The following is a 21,571-nucleotide window of genomic DNA, read 5'->3' as shown; positions in this document are numbered from 1 at the left end:
AGCCCCGTTTTTTTACATCCCCGCGTAGTTGGGGCCGCCGCCGCCTTCCGGCGTCACCCAGACGATGTTTTGTGTGGGGTCTTTGATATCGCAGGTTTTGCAGTGCACACAGTTTTGCGCGTTGATCTGCAGGCGGTCGGTGTTGTCTTCGTTCTTCACAAACTCGTACACACCAGCCGGGCAGTAGCGAGCCTCGGGGCCGGCGTATTTGGCCAGGTTGATGCTCACGGGCACAGACGCGTCTTTGAGCGTCAAGTGCGCGGGCTGCTGCTCTTCGTGATTGGTGTTGCTGATGAACACGCTGCTCAAGCGGTCGAAGGTGAGTTTGCCATCGGGCTTGGGGTAGACGATGGGCTTGCACTCGGCAGCGGGCTTGAGGTAGGCGTGGTCGGGCTTGTCCCGGCGTAGCGTCCAGGGAATGTGGCCACGCAGCACGAACTGCTCAAAGCCGTTCATGAGGGTTGCCACCGTCAGGCCGTACTTGAACCAGTTCTTGAAGTTGCGGTCCTTGTTCAGTTCGGTGTGCAGCCAGCTCTTCTCAAACGCTTCGGGGTAGGCGCTGAGCTCGTCGTGCTGGCGGCCGGCCACCACGGCGTCATACGCAGCCTCAGCGGCCTGCATGCCGGTCTTGATGGCGGCATGGCTGCCCTTGATGCGGCCCACGTTCAGGTAGCCGGCGTTGCAGCCGATCAGGCAGCCGCCGGGGAACACGGTCTTGGGCAGGGCGTTGATGCCGCTGGCGTTGATCGCGCGGGCGCCGTAGCCCAGGCGTTTGGCCGTGACTTCGCCTTTGTCGTTCTCAAAGTAGTAGCGCACATTGGGGTGGGTCTTCCAGCGCTGGAATTCTTCAAACGGGCTCAGATAGGGGTTGGAATAGCCCAGGCCGGTGACGAAGCCCAAAGCAACCTTGTTGCCGTCCAGGTGATACAGGAATGCACCGCCATAGGTGTCCGACTCCATGGGCCAACCCGCGGTGTGCATCACAAAGCCGGGTTTGTGGCGGCTGAGGTCAATCTCCCACAGTTCCTTGATGCCGATACCAAAGCTTTGTGGATCGCGGCCTTCGTCGAGCTTGTACTTGGCGATGAGCTGCTTGCCCAGATGGCCGCGTGCACCTTCGGCAAACACGGTGTACTTGCCCAGCAATTCCATGCCGAGCTGGAAGTTTTCGGTGGGTTCGCCGTCCTTGCCCACACCCATATTGCCGGTGGCCACGCCCTTGACGGAGCCGTCCTCGTTGTAGAGCACCTCGGCTGCGGTGAAGCCGGGGAAAATTTCCACGCCCAGGGCTTCGGCCTGTTCGGCCATCCACTTGGTGACAGCGCCCAGGCTCACGATGTAGTTGCCATCGTTGTGGGCAAAGGGGGGCAAGACCATATTGGGCACGCGCACGCCGGTTTTTTCACCCAAGAAGATGTACGCGTCATCAGTCACGGGCTGGTTGAGTGGGGCACCCAGTTCTTTCCAGTTCGGGATCAGCTCGGTCAAGGCCTTGGGGTCCATGATGGCGCCCGAGAGAATGTGTGCGCCGGGCTCGGAGCCCTTCTCCAACACCACCACGGAGATGTCTTTACCTTGGTCTGCCGCCAGCTGCTTGAGGCGAATCGCAGTGGCCAGACCACCAGGCCCACCACCAACGACGACCACGTCGTATTCCATGGATTCACGGGGGCCGAACTGGGCCAGAATTTCCTGGTTTGTCATGGGGTGTCTCGCTTAATAATGGGTGGTCTTCTGATCGGCCTGCGCATGCACAGGTGCACCGAACTGGAATTGGATTTTATTCGCTGAATTCACAAAAAAGAACGGTCGTTCTTTTTATTTTGAGGAGGCACTCTAAATGGCTTACAGCATCGATCTCTCAGGGCGTGTCGCTTTCATTACGGGCGCATCCGGTGGACTGGGGGCGCAGTTCGCCAAAACTTTGGCGGCCGCGGGCGCGGCGGTGGTGCTGGCCAGTCGCCGAGTGGACAAACTCAAAGACCTGCGCGCCGAAATCACCGGGCAGGGGGGCGATGCCCATGTGGTGGAACTGGACGTGACCGACCACGACTCCATCAAGTCAGCCGTGGCCCACGCGGAGACGGAAGTGGGTTCGATCGACATCCTGATCAACAACTCTGGCGTGAGCACCACGCAGCGCCTGCAGGATGTGTCGCCCGATGATTACGACTTCATGTTCAACACCAATGTGAAGGGCGCTTTTTTTGTAGCGCAAGAAGTGGGCAAACGCATGCTGGCCCGGGCCAAGGGCTCGGCGCCTGGCAGTTACACGGGCGGGCGTATTGTGAATATTGCGTCCATGGCGGGGCTGCGGGTGTTGCCACAAATCGGGGTGTATTGCATGAGCAAGGCCGCCATCATCCAGATGACCAAGGCGCAGGCGCTGGAGTGGGGCAAGTTCGGCATCAACGTCAACGCGCTGTGTCCGGGCTACATCGATACCGAAATCAACCACCACCACTGGCAGACCGATGCGGGCCAGAAGCTGGTGCAGATGCTGCCGCGCAAACGCATTGGCCACCCGCAGGACCTGGACGCCATTCTGGTTACGTTGTGTTCGGACCAAAGCCACTTTATCAATGGAGCCGTGATTGCTGCAGACGATGGTTTTGGTATTTGAGGGCTTGCGTTTGAAGCGTCGGGTGCGGGTTTGCTAGTCGGCATTCTGGCCGGGTTGGCGGCGGGAGCGTTGTGGGGCCTGGTGTTTGTGGCCCCGGCGCTGGCGCCGGGCTTGGCTGCGGTAGATCTGGCCGCGGGCCGCTTTGCCAGCTATGGCCTCACGGCGCTACTGGTGATGTTGTTCGCACGTGGCAAGCGGCGCTGGCCCACTGTGAGCCAGTTGGGTGCAGCACTGGGTTTGAGTGTGTTGGGCTTCTCGGGCTACTACCTGCTGCTGGTGCTGTCCATCCGCGACGCGGGGGTAGAGGTGCCCACGCTCATCATTGGCACCATTCCCATTTGGGTGATGCTGCTGGGCAAGCCCGAGCATCTGCTGTGGCGCAGTCTGCTGCCGGGTTTGCTGCTCACCATTACCGGTGTGCTTTTGATGATGGGCACGGAGACGACCGGTGCCGCAGCGCACGCCGCGCAGGGCTGGGTCTACTGGCGCGGCATTGGCTTTGCACTGTTGTCCATGCTTTGCTGGACCGCATTTGCGGTGCTGAACTCGACCTGGCTCAAGCACCACCATGACGTGAATGTGACGGACTGGACCAACTGGCTGGGCGTTGCGTCGGGCATGGGTGCCGTGGCGTTGTGGTTGGTGTTAGGTTCAGAGCCGAAAGCACTGCTAGCCCACGCAGATATTGCGCAAGCAGCTATGGTTTGTATAGCAACTGGGGTGGGGTCGGCCTGGCTGGCCACCGTTTTGTGGAACATCGCCAGCCGCCGTCTGAGCGCCAGTCTGTGCGGCCAGCTGATTGTGAGCGAGACGCTGTTCGCCTTGCTCTACGCGTTTGTGGGTTACGGCGTGTGGCCGCAATGGCTGCAACTGCTGGCCAGTGCGGTGTTTGTGCTGGGCATCATCGCGTCCATCCAGGCGCACAAATAGCCCCCACGCTCCGGCCCCCCAAGGGGCCTTCGCGCCTTGGGGCGGCCCGGCGGCGCTTAAGCGTTTGTGACGCTTACTTCGGTGCCAGGCGAATAGCGCCGTCCAGGCGGATCACTTCGCCGTTGAGCATGTCATTCTCAAAGATGTGCACGGCCAGCTTGGCGTAGTCCTGCGGCGTGCCCAGGCGCGAAGGGAAGGGCACACCGGCAGCGAGTGCATCTTGTACTTCTTGTGGCATGGAGAACAGCATGGGCGTACCAAAAATCCCGGGGGCAATCGTCATGTTGCGGATGCCATTGCGTGCCAGGTCGCGCGCAATCGGCAAGGTCATGCCCACTACGCCACCCTTAGAAGCGCTGTAAGCGGCCTGGCCAATTTGTCCATCGTAGGCTGCCACCGAAGCGGTGGAGATCATCGTGCCACGCTCACCCGTGGCTTCGGGGTCGTTCTTGCTCATGGCGTCTGCGGCCAGGCGAATCATATTGAAGCTGCCAATCAGGTTGACGGTGATGGTCTTGCTGAAGGATGCCAATGCGTGCGCACCGTTTTTGCCTACAGTCTTTTCTGCGGGGGCAATGCCAGCGCAGTTCACCAGGCCCATGAGCTTGCCCAGTGATACGGCCTTGGCCACCACGGCTTGGCCGTCAGCTTCATTGCTCACGTCGCATTTAATAAACGCGCCACCAATGTCTTTGGCAATGGCTTCGCCTTTTTCGGCCTGCATGTCGGCGATTACCACCTTGCCGCCTTTGGCCGCCAGCATGCGTGCGGTGCCTTCGCCCAAACCGGATGCGCCGCCCGTGACGATAAAGACTTTGCCTGCGATATCCATAGAAAACTCCTTGGGTTGGTTGGATTTGTTTACGTTTACGTAAACGTCAATTATGGCGCAGCGTCGCGTGCCCAATGTCAGCTTTCGCACGCGTCAGTCCGGGATGGGTCAAGTTTGCTGCTATACTTCGGCCTCTCGGATATATGTAGGCGCATAGCTCAGCTGGTTAGAGCACCACCTTGACATGGTGGGGGTCGTTGGTTCGAGTCCAATTGCGCCTACCAAATTTCCAATATCTCCTGCTCCTAGGGTTATCCTAGGTCAATGCCAGGCGGTCACTCCCTAGAATGTGCTGCAGTGCAACACCATTTTGGCTCCCACGTTGAGTGACGAGCGATCGCAATGCAAAAAACCTCTTCCAAAGATTCCAAGAAGTCGCAGCGGGTCATCAAAAAATACCCCAATCGCCGCCTCTACGACACCGACACCTCGACCTACATCACGTTGGCAGAGATCAAGCAGTTGGTGATGGACAGTGAAGTGTTTTCTGTGGTGGATGCCAAGTCGGGTGAAGACATCACGCGCAGCATCTTGTTGCAGATCATTCTGGAAGAAGAGGCGAATGGTTCGCCCATGTTCACCACACCAGTGCTTTCGCACATCATTCGCTTTTATGGCCATGCCATGCAGGGCATGATGGGTGGGTACTTGGAGAAGAACATGCAAGCGCTGATGGACATGCAGGCACCCATGGTGCAGGGTGTCATGAGCAACAACGTGTTCCAGCAAATGCAGGAACAAATGCAGAAACAAACAGAGCAGTTCCTCGGCACCTTTGGCCTGAAGCGCTAGTCGTATTCGGTGGGTGGCGGCGCTGCTTCTATGGATTGATGGATATGACAGACGTATTGACCCCCAGCCAACCCGCGCACACTGCGCCCAAAGTCGGCTTCGTCAGCCTGGGTTGCCCCAAGGCCTTGACCGACTCCGAGCTGATCCTCACGCAACTGAGCGCGGAGGGTTACCAAACCTCCAAGACCTTCCAGGGCGCGGACTTGGTCATCGTGAATACCTGTGGTTTCATTGATGATGCGGTGAAGGAGAGCCTGGACACGATTGGCGAAGCACTGGCCGAAAACGGACGCGTGATCGTGACCGGTTGCCTGGGTGCCAAAACCACCGATGGTGGTGAGAATATGGTGCGCCAAATGCACCCCAAGGTGTTGGCCGTGACCGGCCCGCATGCCACGCAAGAGGTAATGGATGCGGTGCACCTGAATTTGCCCAAGCCCCACGATCCTTTTTTGGATCTGGTGCCGCAGTCCTTTGGTGTGGCGGGTATCAAACTCACGCCGCGCCACTATGCCTATCTGAAGATCAGCGAAGGCTGCAACCACCGTTGCACCTTTTGCATTATTCCCAGCATGCGTGGTGACTTGGTGTCCCGCCCGATTGGGGATGTGCTGAGCGAGGCGAAGGCGCTGTTCGAAGGTGGCGTGAAAGAGTTGCTGGTGATCAGCCAGGACACGTCTGCCTACGGTGTGGATGTGAAATACCGCACAGGCTTCTGGGATGGCAAGCCCGTCAAGACCCGCATGCTGGAGCTGGTGCAGGCGCTGGGCGATATTGCCGAACCCTATGGCGCCTGGGTGCGTTTGCACTATGTGTACCCATACCCCAATGTGGACGACATCATTCCTTTTATGGCGACCGGCCGCGTGCTGCCTTACCTGGATGTGCCGCTGCAACACAGTCACCCGGATGTACTGCGCCGTATGAAGCGCCCCGCCAGTGGCGAGAAAAATCTGGATCGCCTGCAGCAGTGGCGTGAGGCGTGTCCTGAACTTGTAGTGCGCAGCACTTTCATTGCCGGGTTCCCAGGTGAAACCGAAGCCGAGTTCGAGCATTTGCTGGACTTCATCCGTGAAGCCCAGATCGACCGCGCCGGTTGTTTTGCCTACAGCGCGGTGAATGGGGCAACGGCTAATGATTTGCCGGGCATGTTGCCCATCGAATTGCGCGAGGAGCGCCGTGCCCGATTCATGGCTGTAGCCGAAGAAGTGTCGGCTGCGCGCCTGCAGCGTCGCGTGGGTTCGGTGATGCAGGTGCTCGTGGATTCCGCGCCAGCTCTCGGTCGCAAGGGTGGGGTGGGGCGCAGTTACGCGGATGCTCCCGAGATTGACGGTGTGGTGCGTTTGCTGCCACCCGAAAAGATCAGCAAGACCCTCAAAGTGGGTGAGTTCACCAAGGCGCGCATTGTGAGTGCACAAGGGCACGATCTGGTGGCCTTGCCCATCTAAATTCAGCGCTGCTGACCGATACAACAACCGGTCAGTGGCATGAATGAGGCACAAGAAAAAGGCCTGTGACTTTCGTCACAGGCCTTATCTTTTAGTGGTGCCCAGGAGAAGACTCGAACTTCCACGGTCTTGCAACCGCTAGCACCTGAAGCTAGTGCGTCTACCAATTTCGCCACCTGGGCAAGTCTCAAATTGTAGCACTAGTCTTTTCGCTCTTTTGCCTGGTCGCACAACTTTTTTGCGATTGACGTAAAACCGCTGTGCCGATGGATGGATTTGTTGCGGCACAGCGGCTGCTTCCACAAAATAGCATTGCGGTTCGGCGGCGTTGGTGTGCTGTCAATTTCGCAACATTTCTAGCGCATACTTATAACCGTGTATCCAACTCAGCCGTCACGGCACCTTGGGAAAGAGCGAGGGTTTTATCAAAAACATTAACCATTCCAGCGAAATGCTGGACGAAGTTGAGGGCGTCGTGCAAGGCCATCGCGACGGACACGGTTTTGTGTCGCGCGACGATGGTGCTTCCGACATTTATTTACCCCCCAATGAGATGCGCGCCGTGCTCCACAAGGATCGCGTCAAGGTGCGCATCGTGCGCAGCGACCGCAAGGGTCGCCCCGAGGGGCGTGTGGTGGAGATCATGGAGCGTTCCACGCAACCCATCATTGGCCGCCTTTTACAAGAGAGTGGTGTCTGGCTGGTAGCGCCTGAAGACAAGCGTTATGGCCAGGACGTGCTGATTCCCAAAGGCGCGACCAGTGCGGCCAAACCTGGCCAAGTGGTGGTGGTTGAGCTGGTGGAGCCGCCTGCCTTGTTTGGTCAGCCCGTGGGCCGCATCAAGGAAGTGCTGGGCGAGGTGGATGACCCCGGCATGGAGATTGAAATTGCCGTGCGCAAGTACAGCGTGCCGCATGAGTTTTCGGACGCCTGTATTGCGCTGGCGCGCACGCTACCCGACAAGGTACGCCCGCAGGACACGCTGCAACGCATTGACCTGACCGACATCCCGCTGGTCACCATCGACGGTGAAGACGCACGCGACTTTGACGACGCGGTCTACTGCGAGCCTGCCACCAAAGGCCGTGGCAAGACGGCACTCAAGGGTTGGCGCCTGCTGGTAGCCATTGCCGATGTGAGCCACTATGTAGAGACCGGCTCGGCCATCGATGTGGACGCCTACGACCGCGCGACCAGCGTGTATTTCCCGCGCCGCGTGATTCCCATGCTGCCCGAGAAACTGTCCAACGGCCTGTGTTCGCTGAACCCCGAGGTGGAGCGCCTGTGCATGGTATGCGACATGTTCGTGACCAGCGAGGGTGAGGTGGATGCCTACCAGTTTTACCCCGCGGTGATGTGGAGCCACGCGCGCTTCACCTACACCGAGGTGGCCGCCATTCTGGGTAACACCCGGGGGCCGGAGGCCAGCAAGCGGCGCGATCTGGTGCCGCAGTTGCTGGACCTGCACGGCGTCTACCAGGCCTTGCTGAAGTCGCGCCACAAGCGGGGTGCAGTGGACTTTGAAACCACCGAGACACAAATCGTGTGTGATGAAAACGGCCGCATTGAAAAGATCGTGCCGCGCACCCGCAACACCGCCCACCGCCTGATTGAAGAGGCCATGCTGGCGGCGAACGTGTGCAGTGCTGACTTCATTGCACAAAACAAACACCCCGGTTTGTTCCGGGTGCACGAAGGCCCCACACCCGAGAAGCAGGAAACTCTGCGCAACTACCTCAAGGCCAGTGGCATTGGCATGAGCATCAGTGACAAGCCCGCGCCCGGCGAGTTCCAGGCCATTGCCATGGCGACCAAAGACCGGCCCGATGCGCAGCAAATCCACTCGATGTTGCTGCGTTCCATGTCGCAGGCGATTTACACGCCCATCAACAGCGGCCACTTTGGCTTGGCGTTTGACGCCTACACCCACTTCACCAGCCCAATTCGTCGCTACCCCGATCTGCTGGTGCACCGGGTTATCAAGGCGATTTTGGCCAAGGCCAAGTACCAGTTGCCCGTGTTGCCAACACCGGGTGAGGCGCATGCCAAGCTGGCACGCCGGCTGGAGAAAAACCTGGCCGGTCGCGTGGCAGAACCCGGCACAAAGCCCAAGAAAATGAATGCCGAAGGCACCGCCTGGCAAGCGGCCGGCCTGCATTGCAGCGCCAACGAACGTCGCGCCGACGAGGCCAGCCGCGACGTGGAGGCCTGGCTCAAATGCAAATATATGCGCGAGCATTTGGGCGAGGAGTACGCGGGGGTGGTCAGCTCGGCTACCACCTTTGGCCTGTTTGTCACGTTGGACGCCATGTATGTGGAGGGCTTGGTGCACATCACCGAGCTGGGTGGGGAGTATTTCCGCTTTGACGAGTTGCGCCAGGAATTGCGCGGTGAGCGCACCGGCATCCGTTATGCCATTGGCACGCGGGTGCGTATCCAGGTGAGCCGTGTGGACTTGGATGGCCGCAAGATTGACTTCCGTCTGGTGCAGGAAGGCCAGAGTCTGCAGCCGCGTGCGGTGGCCGACAAGGGCGCACCGCGGGAAGCCAAAGGGCGCCCGGAGTTTGCCGACCGCGTGGAGTCGGATGGTGGTGGCGCATTCAAGGGCAAAGCACGGCAGCGCGCCAGCGCCAAGGCCCCACGCAGTGCCCGCGCCAACGAGAAGGCCTCGGGTGCCTCCAAAAAGGCAGCCAAGAAGCAGCGGCGCTAGGCTGGGATAGCTGCCAGGCGCCTGGGGCGTCTGGTGCTTAGGCTGGGTTTGCTATATAAAAGATAGCTGCTTGCGCATATGCCACTTGGGCTAGAGGCATTTTTTCTTAAATATGGCGGGCCAGGTCAGGGGCAGTCAGCGTTGAAGTCATGGCCCATTGGTCTGCCACGTGGCCATGCCGGTAGCAGGCTTCGCAGGCTGCCTCAAAGCTACCGTAGCCCTGTGCCATCAGGCTGCCCAAGAGTCCGGCCAGCACATCGCCAGTGCCGGCCGTTGCCAGCCGCGCGTTGCCGGTGGGGTTGATACGTGGCACCTCTGTTGGGCTGGCGATGATGCTTCCTGATCCCTTCAGCACGACGGTGCATTGGAAGGTGTGCGCCAGTGCCTGGGCACTGGCTAGGCGATTAGCCTGCACCTCTGCGGTGCTGCAGCCCAGCAGGCGTGCGGCTTCCAGGGGGTGGGGCGTTAGCGCGGTGGTACCCGCCTTGCGCGCCGCCAGCGCCGGGTGCCAGGCAGGGTGGCGGGCCAGGGTGTTGAGGGCGTCGGCGTCCAGCACCAGTTGTCGGGCGCTAACCAGGAGCCGGGGCAAGCTGGCGGCCATGGCTTCCCCGCCGCCACACCCCGCCACCACAGCCATGTTTTCGATGGCGAGTTGCGCTGCGCCGCACTGCATCAGGGCTGGGTGGGTGGCGAACACCGCGTGGTGATCCTCCGGGTCCAACAAGGCCAGGTAGACGCGCCCTGCACCACCATGCAGGGCGGCGGTGCCTGCCAGCAAGGCTGCCCCCACCATGCCGGTGGCACCTCCCACCACGGCCACATCGCCAAAGCTGCCTTTATGGGACGCATGCTGGCGCGGGGTGTTGTGCTGGGCGGTGTTCAGCCAGGCATCGGGAGTCTGGAGGACGGCAGCCCCCAGGTTGTCCAGCCAGATGTCGCCACAGGCATCGCGTCCCTGGGCGGTGAATAGCCCTGGCTTGAGGGCCAGAAACGACAGCGTGGCCCGCGCCCGCACACAGGCGCCCGGAGTGTGGCCGGTGTCGGCCACCAAGCCGCTGGGCACATCGGCCGCCACGATGGGGCCATCACCAGCCTGCATGGCCTGGATGGCGTCCAGTGTTGCGCCGCGGGGCGCCGCCTGTAGGCCGATACCAAGCAATGCGTCGATGCACACATCCCAGTGCGGTGGTGCACCGGAGTGGATGGCCACACCCGCTGCCTGGGCGTTTTCCAGAGAGGCTGCGGCATCGGCAGGCAGGGGGCGGGCAGATTCGGGCAAAGACAGCCACACGGCTTTTCCCCAGCGTTGCAGGTGCATGGCTGCCTCGAAGCCGTCGCCCCCATTGTTGCCACGGCCGCAGGCCACCCAAACGGTTTGGGCGTGGGGCGCGTAGGCCAGGGTGAGCTGCGCCAAGGCCAGCCCAGCGCGCTGCATCAATGTATGGGCGGGGAGGGTGCTGGCGGCATGGCCCTCTAGGGCGCGCAGCGCGGCGGTGCCCAGCAGCGGGTAGGGCGTGGGGCGCAACGGCCCCTGCGGGCCCAGTACCCACTCAGAATTCGTAGACATCACCTTCGCGGGCCAGTCGGATGTCCATGCCCTGTGCCATGGCGGCGTTGGTGCTCAGCGCCTCGACGAATGCCGCCTCCAGCGTGTCGTCGCTGCGTGTGGGTTCGTGGTGGGTACAAAACAGCAGCTTGGCACCAGCGCCGTGTGCGCTGGCAATACTGGTGCTAAAGGTGCCGTGGCCCCAGCCTTTTTTGGCAGGGTACTCGGCATCGGTGTACGAGCTGTCGGCAATGTAGACGTCTACGCCGCGGATGGCCTCCTGGATGGAGCGCTCTTTTTCATCCACAAACACCTGGTACTCGTCGTAGGCCTCGTCGCCGGGCTCATAGATGTTGTACGGCGGCTCGTGGTCTCCGGTGAAAAATACCGACTTGCCGTTGCATTCAATGCGGTAGCCAAAGTCGATGACCGGGTGGTTCAGCAAGCAGGGCGTCACGGTGGCCGATCCAATCTGGATGGGCTGGTCCGGCATCAGGGTGACGTACTCGATGCGGGCCTTCATTTCGGCTTCGCGCACCGGGAAGTAGCTGTACTGCAGCTGCACTGCCATGACCTGCTCAATGCCCTTGCCAGATACCGGGTCGAAGCAACCATGCAGGCGCAGGGTGTTGCCAGGAATGAAGTTGGGAATGAAGAAGGGCAGGCCCTGGATGTGGTCCCAGTGGGAATGGGTGATCAGTACGTTGGCGGTCACCGGCATCTCTGCCAGCAGCGTTTGCGAGAGCGGGAAAATGCCGGTGCCGGCGTCCAGAATGATGAGTTCGTTGTTGTCCGTGCGGATTTCGATGCAGGTGGTGTTGCCGCCGTAGCGCACGGTTTTGGGGCCCGGCGAAGCGATGGACCCACGAACTCCCCAAAACTTCACCTTCATGCCGTCTCCTTTTTACAGTTTGGCAAAAACCTGTGCTTCTGCAAACAGGGTGTCCAGATTGCCCATGGAGGCAATCACCGTGTCCAGATCACCGCCCAGACGTTTCTGGATTGCAGCCGGGAGCTCTTCCACCTTGTGGTTGCCGGCAAAGCCGTACTGCAACTTCTTGCTGATCTGGTTGGCTGCAAACACACAGGCAATCATGTCCGTGTCTTTGAGGTCGTCCACCCGCTGGTGCCGTATGGTATCGATCAAATGGGGGGCAAAGCGCCATTTCTCGACCAGCATGGCGCCAACAACGGCATGGTCCGCACCAATCGTCATTTGCAGTGCTGTGTGGAGCGAGCTCTGTCCATCCTCGCTCATGTGCAGTGCAGCCCGAAATTCGATGGGCATGAACTGGGCAAACACCACCTTGCCAAAGTCGTGCAGCAGGCCCGCAATGAAGCAGTCCATGGGGTCTGCGTCGTCCACCTTGAGCGCCAGCTGCTTGGCGATGCCCGCGGTGGCCAGTGAATGCAGCAGGTACTGCTGCACGTCAAAGCCTGCCGCGTTGTCCTTGGGCAGCATCCCAATGGCCGCAATGCTCAAGGCCAGATTTTTGATAGTGTTGAAGCCCAGGTACACCACGGCGTGGCCAATCGAGGTGATTTGCTTGGGCAGGCTGTAGTACGCCGAGTTCACGACCTTGAGGACCTTGACGGTCACCACAGGGTCCTTGTCGATGACGTCCACGAGGTCTTTGGGGGTGCTGTTGACGTCACCCGTCAGCTCCAGAATGCGTTGCACGCTTTTGGGAAACGCGGGCATGCCGTCCACGGCAGCGGTCAGTTTTTGCGAAAGTTCAGGACTCATGGATAAAGCATCTCCCTCGTCCCATTGTGTCAGCACTGTGCGGGCGTCGACAACAGTTTTTAGCGGAGAAATCGGGTTGGCAGCATCGGATCCATCGTCATAGCCGCGAGCCGCCCAGCTATCTGGTCGGCCAGCAAGCGCGCTGAGCCGCAGGCCCAGGTCCAACCGCAGGCGCCATGCCCGATGTTTAGCGACAGGTGAGGCAGTCCGCTGGGGCCAATGGCTGGCAGTCCGTCGGCGATGGTGTGGCGTGTGCCATGCCAGACTTGGGTGCCCGCCGGGTAATTGGCAGCACCAGGGAAGTACAGCTCCAGCGCTCGGTACATGGCGTTGACAACCTTTGCATTCTTGGTTTCCGGCTTGGGGCCCAGTTCTGCTCCCGCACTCACACGGATGCGGTTACCCAGGCGGTTGATGACCAGGTTGCCGTGCAAGTCGTGCACTGCGCTGCGGGGGGCATTCAGTGGTTCGCGAACCGCAACACTCAAGACGTATCCATGCAACTCCACCATGGGGATATTCAGGGGGTGTTTGAGCAACAAATGCCGCGGTGCCCGGTTGGTACATAACACCACATGGTCTGCGGTGACCACTTCGGTGCCCTGGCTGTTTGCTACTGTCAAAGTGGGCCGTGGCTGCAGGTTCAGGTCTTGGACATCTGCGCCGAACTGGTAGTTCACCCCCATTTTTTGGGTGACGGTTTTCAATTCCAGGGCGAACTGGCGGCAGTTGGCTACCTTGTCTCCGGGGAGCCACAGGGCTGCGTGAAAGGGGGCTTCGCTGTGCAAGGATGGTTCTTGTTTGCGGGCCTCCTCGGGGCTCAGCACCTTGCAGGCGATGTCTTGGGTTTTGAGGGCATCCAATGTCGGCTGTAGGCGTTGTAAGGCTTGTTCGGTGCGCACCAGCACTAACTGGCCTTCACTGCGTTCTATCTCGATCTGGCTGCGCTCGATGACGTATTGCAGGCGCTCCGCGCTGTAACGTCCCAGCTGTTGCGCTGACGCATATTGTTTCGCATGCGTATCTGGGCCGTGGGGGTGTGTCCAGCGCCACAAGGACTTTATCTCTTGTAGGGCGCTCCATGGGCTTCGGGTCAGTCGCCGTCCCGTGTCCAGGAAACGCATCGTTGCATTCCCCTTTTCACTAGGGAAGGCAAAGGGCAATTGCATGCTGGGGGCGACCAGGCCACTGTTGGCAAAGCTGGCTTCCTCGCAGGCTGCCGCTGATTTGTCAAAAACTGTGACTGTGTGCCCGTCCGCTGCCAGCTCATAGGCTGTGGCGATACCGACTACACCGGCGCCCACTACTGCTATTTTCATCGTTACTTTCAGATACTTTGTCGCAAACCTTGCGCTTGCGCTGCAGGCTATTTTTTCACAAGCATGGGCCAGATCTGCCGTGTGGCCGCAGTTTGTGCATGAAAAAGCCCCCACGGCCGGGTCTTTTGCGCAAAGCGCCTGCGTGGTATACTCGACTGGCTTTGCTAGGGGCGCATCCGTGCCCGGCAATAGCAATCACAAACCGGTCCAGCCAAGGTGTTGCGCCTGCTTAGCAGGGGCGATGTGCGGACCGGATTTAAGACCTAACCTTTGGAGTTAATCATGGCAGTTACTATGCGCGAAATGCTGGAAGCCGGCGTTCACTTTGGACACCAAACCCGCTTCTGGAACCCTAAGATGGCACCCTTCATCTTCGGCCACCGCAATAAAATTCACATCATCAACCTGGAAAAATCCCTGCCGATGTTCCAGGATGCGGCCAAGTTTGTCCGCCAACTGTCTGCCAAGCGCGGCACCATTCTGATGGTGGGTACCAAGCGCCAGGCTCGCGAAATCGTGTCGGCCGAAGCGCAGCGCGCAGGTGTTCCCTTTGTGGATCAGCGCTGGTTGGGCGGCATGTTGACCAACTTCAAGACCGTCAAGACCTCTATCAAGCGCTTGAAGGACATGAAGGTTCAGCAAGAAGCTGGCTTGGACAGCATGAGCAAAAAAGAGCAGTTGATGTTTGCCCGTGAACTGGAAAAGCTTGAAAAAGACATCGGTGGCATCCAGGACATGAACACCTTGCCTGACGCAATTTTCGTGATCGACGTGGGCTACCACAAGATCGCCATCGCTGAAGCCAAGAAGCTGGGCATCCCCCTGATCGGTGTGGTGGACTCCAACCACTCCCCAGAAGGTATCGACTATGTGATTCCTGGTAACGATGACTCTTCCAAGGCGGTGACTTTGTACGCCCGTGGTATCGCCGATGCGATCCTGGAAGGTCGCGCCAACGCCGTGGACGACGTGGTCAAGGCAGTCTCTGCTGAAAGCGAAGACGAATTCGTTGAAGTGAGTGAAGCCTCCGCCTAAGGCGCTGCGTCACCCTTCAAAAGGGGGCTTTGTTGCCCCTTTTTTTTAGCTCTTACTTAAACTACTGAATTACGGAGAATCCAAATGGCAGCAATTACAGCAAGCATGGTGGCAGAACTGCGCGGCAAGACCGATGCCCCCATGATGGAATGCAAAAAAGCATTGACCGAAGCCGAAGGCGACATGGTCAAAGCTGAAGAACTGTTGCGCGTCAAGTTGGGCAGCAAGGCCGGCAAGGCTGCGGCCCGCGTGACAGCCGAAGGCGTGGTTGCCACCAGCATTGAAGGTGCCGCTGGGGCGCTGATCGAAGTGAACTGCGAAACTGACTTCGTGACCAAAAATGACAGCTTTTTGGCTTTGGCCAATGCCGCAGCGTCGTTGGTCGCCAAGCACAATCCCGCCGATGTGGCGGCTTTGAGCGCGCTGGCCTACGAGCAAGACGGTTTTGGCCCCACGCTGGAAGACGTGCGCAAAGGCCTGATCGGCAAGATCGGCGAGAACATGACCTTCCGCCGTTTCAAGCATTTCGACGGTTCGACCAAGCTGGCTTCTTACCTGCACGGTACCCGCATTGGTGTGGTGGTGGAGTTTGACGGTGAAGAAGTCGCCGCCAAGGACGTGGCGATGCACGTGGCGGCCATGAAGCCCGTGTCTTTGTCTTCTGACCAAGTGCCCGCCGAGTTGGTGGAGCGTGAGCGCTCTGTGGCAGCTGCCAAGGCTGCCGAAGACGCTGCGGTGGCCACTGCTGCTGGCAAGCCTGTTCAGTCCGCTGAAATCGTCGCCAAGCGCATTGAAGGCGGTGTGCAGAAGTTCCTCAAGGAAGTTTCTTTGTTCAACCAGCCTTTCGTCAAAAACGACAAACAAACCGTGGAGCAAATGCTCAAGGCAGTCGGTACCACTGTTAAGGGCTTCACCTTGTACGTAGTGGGCGAAGGCATTGAGAAAAAAGTGGACGACTTTGCGGCAGAAGTGGCTGCACAAGTTGCCGCTGCCAAGCAAGCGGCTTGATCCAGCCCTTGCCAATTACCACCCCTACCTTTCGGAGTCACCCATGAGCCAAGACCGTCCTGCCTACAAGCGTATTTTGCTGAAGCTGTCGGGCGAGGCACTCATGGGCGATGACCAGTTCGGTATTAACCGCAACACCATCGTTCGCATGGTGGACGAAATTGCCGAAGTAACCCGTTTGGGCGTCGAGGTGGCGGTGGTGATTGGCGGTGGAAATATCTTCAGGGGTGTCGCTGGTGGTTCTGTCGGTATGGACCGTGCCACTGCCGATTACATGGGTATGCTGGCAACGGTGATGAACGCCTTGGCCTTGGGTGACACCATGAACAAGGCGGGACTTATTGCACGTGTCATGTCCGCGATTGGCATTGAGCAGGTCGTGGAGCCCTATGTGCGTCCCAAGGCCTTGCAGTACCTGGAAGAAGGCAAGGTCGTGATTTTTGCTGCCGGTACTGGCAATCCTTTCTTCACGACGGACACGGCCGCGGCCCTGCGTGGTGCCGAAATCGGTGCTGAGATCGTGCTCAAAGCCACCAAGGTGGATGGCGTCTACAGTGCGGACCCAAAGAAAGACCCTGCTGCCACGCGTTATTCGAAAATTACTTTTGATGCAGCCATGACCCAGAACCTAGGCATCATGGACGCCGCTGCATTTGCGTTATGTCGCGACCAAAAGCTGCCGATCAAGGTCTTCTCTATTTTCAAACACGGTGCACTGAAGCGCGTTGTGATGGGTGAGGACGAAGGCACTTTGGTTCACGTTTGATACCTCTACAAGCCTCATTCGCCTGTACCCAAGGAAGTCACCATGTCACTCGCCGATATCAAAACCAACCTTGAAAACAAGATGGACCAATCCATCGCGGCTTTCAAGAACAACTTGACCAAAGTCCGCACAGGGCGCGCCAACCCTGCACTGCTGGATACGGTGCAGGTCGACTATTACGGTTCGATGTTGCCCTTGAGCCAGGTCGCGAACCTGTCCTTGATCGATGCACGCACGATCAGCGTTCAGCCTTGGGAAAAAGGCATGGGCGCCAAGATCGAGAAAGCCATTCGTGAAAGCGACCTGGGCTTGAACCCTTCCAGCATGGGTGATCTGATTCGCGTGCCTATGCCCGCGATGACCGAAGAGCGTCGCCGCGAATTGACCAAAGTGGTACGTTCCGAAGGCGAGGCGGCCAAAATTGCGGTGCGCAACTTGCGCCGCGATGCCAATGAGGCCGTGAAAAAACTTGTGAAAGACAAACTGGCTTCGGAAGACGACCAAAAACGCTCGGAAGCGGATGTGCAAAAACTCACCGATCGGCACATTGCCGAGGTAGATAAGCTCGTCGCGTCCAAAGAGCAAGACATCATGGCTGTTTGACGGCCCGTCGCTTTATGGCACACCCCGATGCCGGGCCACACCATCTGGCCATCGTGATGGATGGCAATGGGCGCTGGGCATCCAAACGATTTTTGCCGCGCCTTGCAGGGCATAAACAAGGCGTTGACACCCTCAAGCGGATCGTGCGTGCCTGCGCCCAGCGACACATCGCTGTCCTGACGGTGTTTGCATTCTCGTCAGAAAACTGGAATCGTCCCCAGGAGGAAGTCTCGGGTCTGATGGACTTGCTTGCGGGGGCGTTGGCTCGCGAAGTTTCTCAACTGAAACAAGACGGTGTGCGCCTGCGCTTTGTGGGCGATCGGTCTGGCTTGTCAGAGCGCGTGCGCGTGGGCTTGTCACGTGCGGAGCTGGATACTGCCGACAATGACGTGCTGACACTGAATGTGTGTTTCAACTACGGTGGTCGATGGGAGATTGCCCAGGCGGCTGCCCAATTGGCTGCGCGTGGCGAGCCGATCACCGAAACCTCCCTGTCCCAGGCGATGGCACTGGGTGCTGGGCCGGATCCCGATCTGTTGATTCGCACGGGCGGGGAGTTCCGTCTGAGCAACTTTCTGCTGTGGCAGTCTGCGTACACCGAACTGTATTTCAGCCCCGCTTTTTGGCCGGACTTTGATGAACAGGCACTGGACCAGGCGATTGCCGAATACCATGCGCGTGAGCGCAGGTTTGGTAAAACCTCTGCGCAAGTGACGCACGCTAGCGTTTCCCCCGTTTAAAAGGACTGCCCATGTTGCGGCAACGAGTCATTACCGCGGTGCTGCTTTTGGCAGTGCTGCTCCCCGCTGTTTTTTACCCTCAGCCAGTGGCGTTTGCTGCAGTGGCAACACTGCTGATTGCCGCGGGTGGCTGGGAGTGGGCGCGATTGAATCAGTTGGGCTCACAAGGGGCCTTGGCCACAGGCGCCGTCTGCGGCGTGTTGTGTGCGGCGTCCCTGTATTACACGCAGGGGCCTGTGCGTGCCGGGGCTTTATGGCTCACAGTCACTGCCGTCTGGATTTTGGGCGGGAGCTGGTTGTTGGCCCGTGGTGCCGCGGGTTGGGCCCTGGTGCCTAAAGCGGTGCGTTGGTTGGTTGGGGTGGCCTGTCTGTGTGCTGCCTGGTTTGCTGTCACCCAGGCCCGGGTGATTGGCATCAACTTCCTTTTCTCGGTGATGGTTCTGGTGTGGGTGGCCGACATCGGTGCGTATTTTTTAGGTCGCCTGCTGGGTGGAAAACTGTTCACGCGCAAATTGGCGCCGTCCATCAGCCCAGGCAAAACCTGGGAAGGTGTTTTGGGTGGTTTGCTGGGTGTGGCACTGTGTGCGTTGTTCTGGATGCAGGTGGAGCAGCGGGTCGAGCTAGACAGCGTCAGCATTTACGGCAAGTTATGGCAGCATGGTGGGGTGGTCATGACCATTGCCATCATATGGTTGACAGCCTGGAGTGTGGTCGGGGACTTGGTGGAGTCCCTGATCAAGCGCAGCGCTGGCGTCAAAGACAGCAGCAACCTTCTGCCCGGCCATGGCGGCGTGTTGGACCGTCTGGATGCGCTGTTGCCTGTGCTCCCCATGGCCATGATGTTGCAGTTGCTATGAGTGCCTTGTTACGTCACGTGGTTGTGTTGGGCTCGACCGGTTCCATTGGCGTGAATACGCTAGATGTGATCGCGCGGCATCCTGCCCAGTTCAAGGTGTTCGCACTAACGGCCTCCACAAATGTAGAGGTGATGCTGGCGCAGTGTGTGAACCACCGTCCGCAGTTTGCCGTGATGGTGAGCGAGCAGCATGCGCTGGAATTACAAACCCGTTTGCAGGCAGTCGATGTATCTACCCGTGTGCTCAGTGGCGCTGCCGCACTTGAAACAGTGGCTGCACACCCAGAGGCCGACACGGTGATGGCGGCCATTGTGGGCGCGGCCGGCTTGCCATCCTGCATGGCAGCAGCCAGGGCGGGCAAGCGCCTGCTCCTGGCCAACAAGGAGGCACTGGTCGTAGGCGGGCAGTTGTTTATGGATGCGGTGCAATCCGGTGGTGCCACCCTGTTGCCCATCGACAGTGAGCATTCGGCGATTTTTCAATCCTTGCCCGAGAGTCGCTCACTGTGGGCCTCCACGGTGGACAAAATCATCTTGACTGCGTCTGGTGGACCCTTCCGTACCCGAGCGCCCTCGACCTTGTGTGATGTCTCTCCGGAAGAGGCCTGCGCCCACCCCAATTGGGTGATGGGGCGGAAAATCTCGGTGGACTCTGCCACCATGATGAACAAGGCACTCGAAGTGATCGAGGCACGGTACCTGTTTGGTGTGCCACCGGAACGTATCGAAGTGGTGATTCACCCGCAGAGTGTCATTCACTCCATGGTGCAGTTTGTTGATCACTCGGTGGTGGCGCAGCTTGGCACACCCGATATGCGTGGCCCCATCGCTTATGGGTTGTCTTGGCCACAACGTGTGGTTTCTGGCTCCGCCGCCATCGATTTTTCCCAACTGGCTGGCTTGAGTTTTGAGGCCATTCATTCGCACGGGCACCAGGAGCGTTTTCCCGGTTTGCAACTGGCATGGGATGCGATGGCAGGACCCCAGGGAACTACGGCAGTACTCAACGCCGCCAACGAAATTGCTGTCGCAGCTTTTTTGAATCGCCAGATCCGTTTTGACCACATCCACCAAGTGAACTTGGAAACGATGGCTGCAACCCAGTTTGGACTCCCTGTTTCGATTGAGGACCTTCTGGAAATTGATGGCTCTGCCAGACGCATTGCTGAACAAGTGGTGCGCAGACTGGCGCACTGAACCCCAAGGATTGCCGCCATGCTGACCATTGCCGCCTTCATTTTTGCCATCGCGATTCTGATTACGGTGCATGAGTGGGGGCACTACCGCATGGCCGTGGCCTCTGGCGTCAAAGTGTTGCGTTTCTCGATTGGTTTTGGTCCCAGGCTGTGGGGCAAGACCTCGGCGCGCACGGGAACGGAGTTTGTTCTGTGCGCCTTGCCGCTTGGCGGGTACGTAAAAATGCTGGATGGGCGGGAAGGCCCCGTGGATCCTGCCGAATCACACCGTGCTTTTAACACCCAGAGCCTGAGAACGCGGTCGGCCATCGTGGCAGCGGGTCCTATTGCGAACTTGGTTTTGGCAATCTTGCTTTACTGTGTTGTGTATTGGTCGGGGTCAACCCAACTGGACGCGGTGCTGTCTCGGCCTTTGGCGGGTTCCGTTGCGGCCCAAGCCGGATTTACGGGCGGCGAGCGTGTATTGGCTGCGGGGACCGATGCAGGTGCGCTGGAGCCCGTGCGTTCGTTTGAGGATTTTCGCTGGTGGTTGACGCAGGCGGCATTGGCAAAAAACAGCTTGATTGTCGAGCACCGTGAGCCTGGCCCGACGCAGACTGCGGTAGACACGGTGCTGCGTAAAACCCTGAAACTGGAGACGCTGGATACCCGTTTTGCTGATGCGAGTTTATTCAGGGCCATTGGATGGCAAGGCCCTTTGTCTGCGCCACAGATTGGTGAAGTGATGCCTGATGGTGCGGCGGCGGAGGCAGGCTTGCAAGCGGGCGATCTGGTCATCTCTGTGGATGGTGTGGTGATGGCCGATGCAGCGCAGCTGCGCGAGTTGATTCGTACTGCAGGTGAGCAAGAGCCAATGGCTGCCCAGCGTTGGCAGCTGGATCGCGGGGGGCGGCAGCTGTTGCTGCCCGTCACACCACGCCGGGAGTTGGTGGAAGGGGTGGCCATTGGACGTGTGAACGCCATGGTAGGGGCCAAACCCGCTACGGTGGTTGTGCGCTACGGTGTGTGGGAAGGGTTCACGCGCTCTTTGGCACGTACCTGGGAGGTGTCGTTGTTGACGCTAAAGATGATGGGCAAGATGGTGTTGGGCGAGGCGTCCCTCAAGAACCTGAGTGGCCCGCTGACGATTGCTGATTACGCAGGCAAGTCGGCTGCAGTGGGGTGGTCCCAGTACCTGGTGTTTTTGGCCTTGATCAGCATCAGCCTGGGGGTGCTCAATTTGCTGCCTATCCCCGTGCTCGATGGAGGGCACCTGATGTATTATCTTTGGGAGTCGTTGACAGGGCGCCCGGTGTCAGACGCCTGGATGGGTTACCTGCAACGTGCTGGCTTGGGTGTGCTCTTGGCAATGATGTCGATTGCGGTATTCAACGATGTGGCACAACTGTTGAGTTGAGCGCGAGCCACCAGGCCGTGCAGT

General features: G+C 59.3%; 19 protein-coding genes and 2 tRNA genes. 14 read left to right on the top strand and 7 right to left on the bottom strand.

The window, feature by feature from the left end; genetic code table 11:
• Nucleotides 1-12 precede the first annotated feature (12 nt).
• A complete protein-coding gene (locus C5F53_RS02430) occupies nucleotides 13-1,704 on the bottom strand; it encodes an electron transfer flavoprotein-ubiquinone oxidoreductase (RefSeq protein ID WP_105259724.1) in 1,692 nt (563 codons plus the stop codon).
• A 136-nt stretch (nucleotides 1,705-1,840) separates the two neighbouring features.
• Here C5F53_RS02430 and C5F53_RS02425 point away from each other — a divergent pair, with 136 nt between their 5' ends.
• Together C5F53_RS02425 and C5F53_RS02420 are read left to right on the top strand one after the other, a co-directional pair.
• Complete coding sequence (locus tag C5F53_RS02425; RefSeq protein ID WP_105259723.1) at nucleotides 1,841-2,623, top strand: SDR family oxidoreductase; 783 nt, start codon at nucleotides 1,841-1,843, stop codon at nucleotides 2,621-2,623.
• Between the two features lie 30 nt (nucleotides 2,624-2,653).
• On the top strand, nucleotides 2,654-3,553 hold the full coding sequence (locus C5F53_RS02420; protein WP_105259722.1) for a DMT family transporter: 900 nt from the start codon (nucleotides 2,654-2,656) through the stop codon (nucleotides 3,551-3,553).
• A gap of 73 nt (nucleotides 3,554-3,626) precedes the next feature.
• Here C5F53_RS02420 and C5F53_RS02415 read toward each other — a convergent pair whose 3' ends face one another.
• A complete protein-coding gene (locus C5F53_RS02415; RefSeq protein WP_105259721.1) occupies nucleotides 3,627-4,385 on the bottom strand; it encodes a 3-hydroxyacyl-CoA dehydrogenase in 759 nt (252 codons plus the stop codon).
• Between the two features lie 147 nt (nucleotides 4,386-4,532).
• Here C5F53_RS02415 and C5F53_RS02410 point away from each other — a divergent pair.
• From C5F53_RS02410 to rimO, 3 genes are all read left to right on the top strand, one after another.
• Nucleotides 4,533-4,609: transfer RNA gene (locus C5F53_RS02410), tRNA-Val, on the top strand.
• Between the two features lie 118 nt (nucleotides 4,610-4,727).
• Nucleotides 4,728-5,177, top strand: a complete 450-nt coding sequence (gene phaR / locus C5F53_RS02405; protein ID WP_105259720.1) for a polyhydroxyalkanoate synthesis repressor PhaR — start codon at nucleotides 4,728-4,730, stop codon at nucleotides 5,175-5,177.
• Between the two features lie 44 nt (nucleotides 5,178-5,221).
• Nucleotides 5,222-6,625: a 30S ribosomal protein S12 methylthiotransferase RimO gene (gene rimO, locus C5F53_RS02400; RefSeq protein ID WP_105259719.1), complete on the top strand. Its 1,404-nt coding sequence runs from the start codon at nucleotides 5,222-5,224 to the stop codon at nucleotides 6,623-6,625.
• A 95-nt stretch (nucleotides 6,626-6,720) separates the two neighbouring features.
• Here rimO and C5F53_RS02395 read toward each other — a convergent pair.
• Nucleotides 6,721-6,807, bottom strand: a tRNA-Leu gene (locus C5F53_RS02395).
• 269 nt (nucleotides 6,808-7,076) lie between these two features.
• Between C5F53_RS02395 and rnr the strand changes: the two genes are divergently transcribed.
• Nucleotides 7,077-9,335, top strand: coding sequence for a ribonuclease R (gene rnr, locus C5F53_RS02390; protein ID WP_105259718.1), 2,259 nt, complete (start codon nucleotides 7,077-7,079; stop codon nucleotides 9,333-9,335).
• A 106-nt stretch (nucleotides 9,336-9,441) separates the two neighbouring features.
• Here rnr and C5F53_RS02385 read toward each other — a convergent pair whose 3' ends face one another.
• The 4 genes from C5F53_RS02385 to C5F53_RS02370 are packed head-to-tail and all read right to left on the bottom strand — an operon-like array spanning nucleotide 9,442 to nucleotide 14,061.
• Nucleotides 9,442-10,902, bottom strand: coding sequence for an NAD(P)H-hydrate dehydratase (locus C5F53_RS02385; RefSeq protein ID WP_105259717.1), 1,461 nt, complete (start codon nucleotides 10,900-10,902; stop codon nucleotides 9,442-9,444).
• Nucleotides 10,886-11,773 (bottom strand): MBL fold metallo-hydrolase, encoded by an 888-nt coding sequence (locus C5F53_RS02380; protein WP_105259716.1) that lies wholly within the window; start codon nucleotides 11,771-11,773, stop codon nucleotides 10,886-10,888. The genes C5F53_RS02385 and C5F53_RS02380 overlap by 17 nt, the downstream gene beginning before the upstream one ends.
• Before the next feature lie 12 nt (nucleotides 11,774-11,785).
• Complete coding sequence (locus C5F53_RS02375) at nucleotides 11,786-12,628, bottom strand: HDOD domain-containing protein (protein ID WP_105259715.1); 843 nt, start codon at nucleotides 12,626-12,628, stop codon at nucleotides 11,786-11,788.
• A 59-nt stretch (nucleotides 12,629-12,687) separates the two neighbouring features.
• Nucleotides 12,688-14,061: an FAD-dependent oxidoreductase gene (locus C5F53_RS02370; protein WP_161499870.1), complete on the bottom strand. Its 1,374-nt coding sequence runs from the start codon at nucleotides 14,059-14,061 to the stop codon at nucleotides 12,688-12,690.
• Between the two features lie 168 nt (nucleotides 14,062-14,229).
• Between C5F53_RS02370 and rpsB the strand changes: the two genes are divergently transcribed.
• The 8 genes from rpsB to rseP all read left to right on the top strand — a co-directional run bounded on the left by rpsB (nucleotide 14,230) and on the right by rseP (nucleotide 21,547).
• Nucleotides 14,230-14,982 (top strand): 30S ribosomal protein S2, encoded by a 753-nt coding sequence (rpsB, locus tag C5F53_RS02365; RefSeq protein WP_105259713.1) that lies wholly within the window; start codon nucleotides 14,230-14,232, stop codon nucleotides 14,980-14,982.
• Nucleotides 14,983-15,066: 84 nt separating this feature from the next.
• Nucleotides 15,067-15,990, top strand: a complete 924-nt coding sequence (gene tsf, locus C5F53_RS02360) for a translation elongation factor Ts (RefSeq protein WP_105259712.1) — start codon at nucleotides 15,067-15,069, stop codon at nucleotides 15,988-15,990.
• 43 nt (nucleotides 15,991-16,033) lie between these two features.
• Nucleotides 16,034-16,756 (top strand): UMP kinase, encoded by a 723-nt coding sequence (gene pyrH / locus C5F53_RS02355; protein WP_105259711.1) that lies wholly within the window; start codon nucleotides 16,034-16,036, stop codon nucleotides 16,754-16,756.
• A gap of 42 nt (nucleotides 16,757-16,798) precedes the next feature.
• Nucleotides 16,799-17,359 (top strand): ribosome recycling factor, encoded by a 561-nt coding sequence (gene frr / locus C5F53_RS02350; protein ID WP_105259710.1) that lies wholly within the window; start codon nucleotides 16,799-16,801, stop codon nucleotides 17,357-17,359.
• A 14-nt stretch (nucleotides 17,360-17,373) separates the two neighbouring features.
• Entirely contained in the window at nucleotides 17,374-18,099 is a 726-nt protein-coding gene (gene uppS / locus C5F53_RS02345; protein ID WP_105259709.1) for a polyprenyl diphosphate synthase, read from the top strand.
• 11 nt (nucleotides 18,100-18,110) lie between these two features.
• On the top strand, nucleotides 18,111-18,956 hold the full coding sequence (locus tag C5F53_RS02340; RefSeq protein ID WP_105259708.1) for a phosphatidate cytidylyltransferase: 846 nt from the start codon (nucleotides 18,111-18,113) through the stop codon (nucleotides 18,954-18,956).
• Nucleotides 18,953-20,152, top strand: coding sequence for a 1-deoxy-D-xylulose-5-phosphate reductoisomerase (gene ispC, locus C5F53_RS02335; RefSeq protein ID WP_105259707.1), 1,200 nt, complete (start codon nucleotides 18,953-18,955; stop codon nucleotides 20,150-20,152). Before C5F53_RS02340 ends, ispC begins: the two co-directional genes overlap by 4 nt.
• A gap of 18 nt (nucleotides 20,153-20,170) precedes the next feature.
• The gene (gene rseP / locus C5F53_RS02330) at nucleotides 20,171-21,547 is read left to right on the top strand and encodes an RIP metalloprotease RseP (protein ID WP_105259706.1); all 1,377 of its coding nucleotides are present in this window, start codon (nucleotides 20,171-20,173) and stop codon (nucleotides 21,545-21,547) included.
• The last annotated feature ends 24 nt before the right edge of the window (nucleotides 21,548-21,571 follow it).

Origin of the sequence: Rhodoferax sp. TS-BS-61-7 (assembly GCF_002943465.1) — a bacterium.
In the GTDB taxonomy this organism is placed as follows: Bacteria; Pseudomonadota; Gammaproteobacteria; order Burkholderiales; family Burkholderiaceae_C; genus Allorhodoferax.
The sequence above is the reverse complement of the archived record's forward strand: the minus strand, read 5'-3'. Positions and strand labels throughout refer to the sequence as shown.

Coding starts and splice junctions, on each gene's coding strand:
- C5F53_RS02430 (WP_105259724.1), bottom strand. CDS start 1,704: ATGACAAACCAGGAAATTCTGGCCCAGTTCGGCCCCCGTGAATCCATG.
- C5F53_RS02425 (WP_105259723.1), top strand. CDS start 1,841: ATGGCTTACAGCATCGATCTCTCAGGGCGTGTCGCTTTCATTACGGGC.
- C5F53_RS02415 (WP_105259721.1), bottom strand. CDS start 4,385: ATGGATATCGCAGGCAAAGTCTTTATCGTCACGGGCGGCGCATCCGGT.
- phaR (WP_105259720.1), top strand. CDS start 4,728: ATGCAAAAAACCTCTTCCAAAGATTCCAAGAAGTCGCAGCGGGTCATC.
- rimO (WP_105259719.1), top strand. CDS start 5,222: ATGACAGACGTATTGACCCCCAGCCAACCCGCGCACACTGCGCCCAAA.
- rnr (WP_105259718.1), top strand. CDS start 7,077: ATGCTGGACGAAGTTGAGGGCGTCGTGCAAGGCCATCGCGACGGACAC.
- C5F53_RS02385 (WP_105259717.1), bottom strand. CDS start 10,902: ATGTCTACGAATTCTGAGTGGGTACTGGGCCCGCAGGGGCCGTTGCGC.
- C5F53_RS02380 (WP_105259716.1), bottom strand. CDS start 11,773: ATGAAGGTGAAGTTTTGGGGAGTTCGTGGGTCCATCGCTTCGCCGGGC.
- C5F53_RS02375 (WP_105259715.1), bottom strand. CDS start 12,628: ATGAGTCCTGAACTTTCGCAAAAACTGACCGCTGCCGTGGACGGCATG.
- rpsB (WP_105259713.1), top strand. CDS start 14,230: ATGGCAGTTACTATGCGCGAAATGCTGGAAGCCGGCGTTCACTTTGGA.
- tsf (WP_105259712.1), top strand. CDS start 15,067: ATGGCAGCAATTACAGCAAGCATGGTGGCAGAACTGCGCGGCAAGACC.
- pyrH (WP_105259711.1), top strand. CDS start 16,034: ATGAGCCAAGACCGTCCTGCCTACAAGCGTATTTTGCTGAAGCTGTCG.
- frr (WP_105259710.1), top strand. CDS start 16,799: ATGTCACTCGCCGATATCAAAACCAACCTTGAAAACAAGATGGACCAA.
- uppS (WP_105259709.1), top strand. CDS start 17,374: ATGGCACACCCCGATGCCGGGCCACACCATCTGGCCATCGTGATGGAT.
- C5F53_RS02340 (WP_105259708.1), top strand. CDS start 18,111: ATGTTGCGGCAACGAGTCATTACCGCGGTGCTGCTTTTGGCAGTGCTG.
- ispC (WP_105259707.1), top strand. CDS start 18,953: ATGAGTGCCTTGTTACGTCACGTGGTTGTGTTGGGCTCGACCGGTTCC.
- rseP (WP_105259706.1), top strand. CDS start 20,171: ATGCTGACCATTGCCGCCTTCATTTTTGCCATCGCGATTCTGATTACG.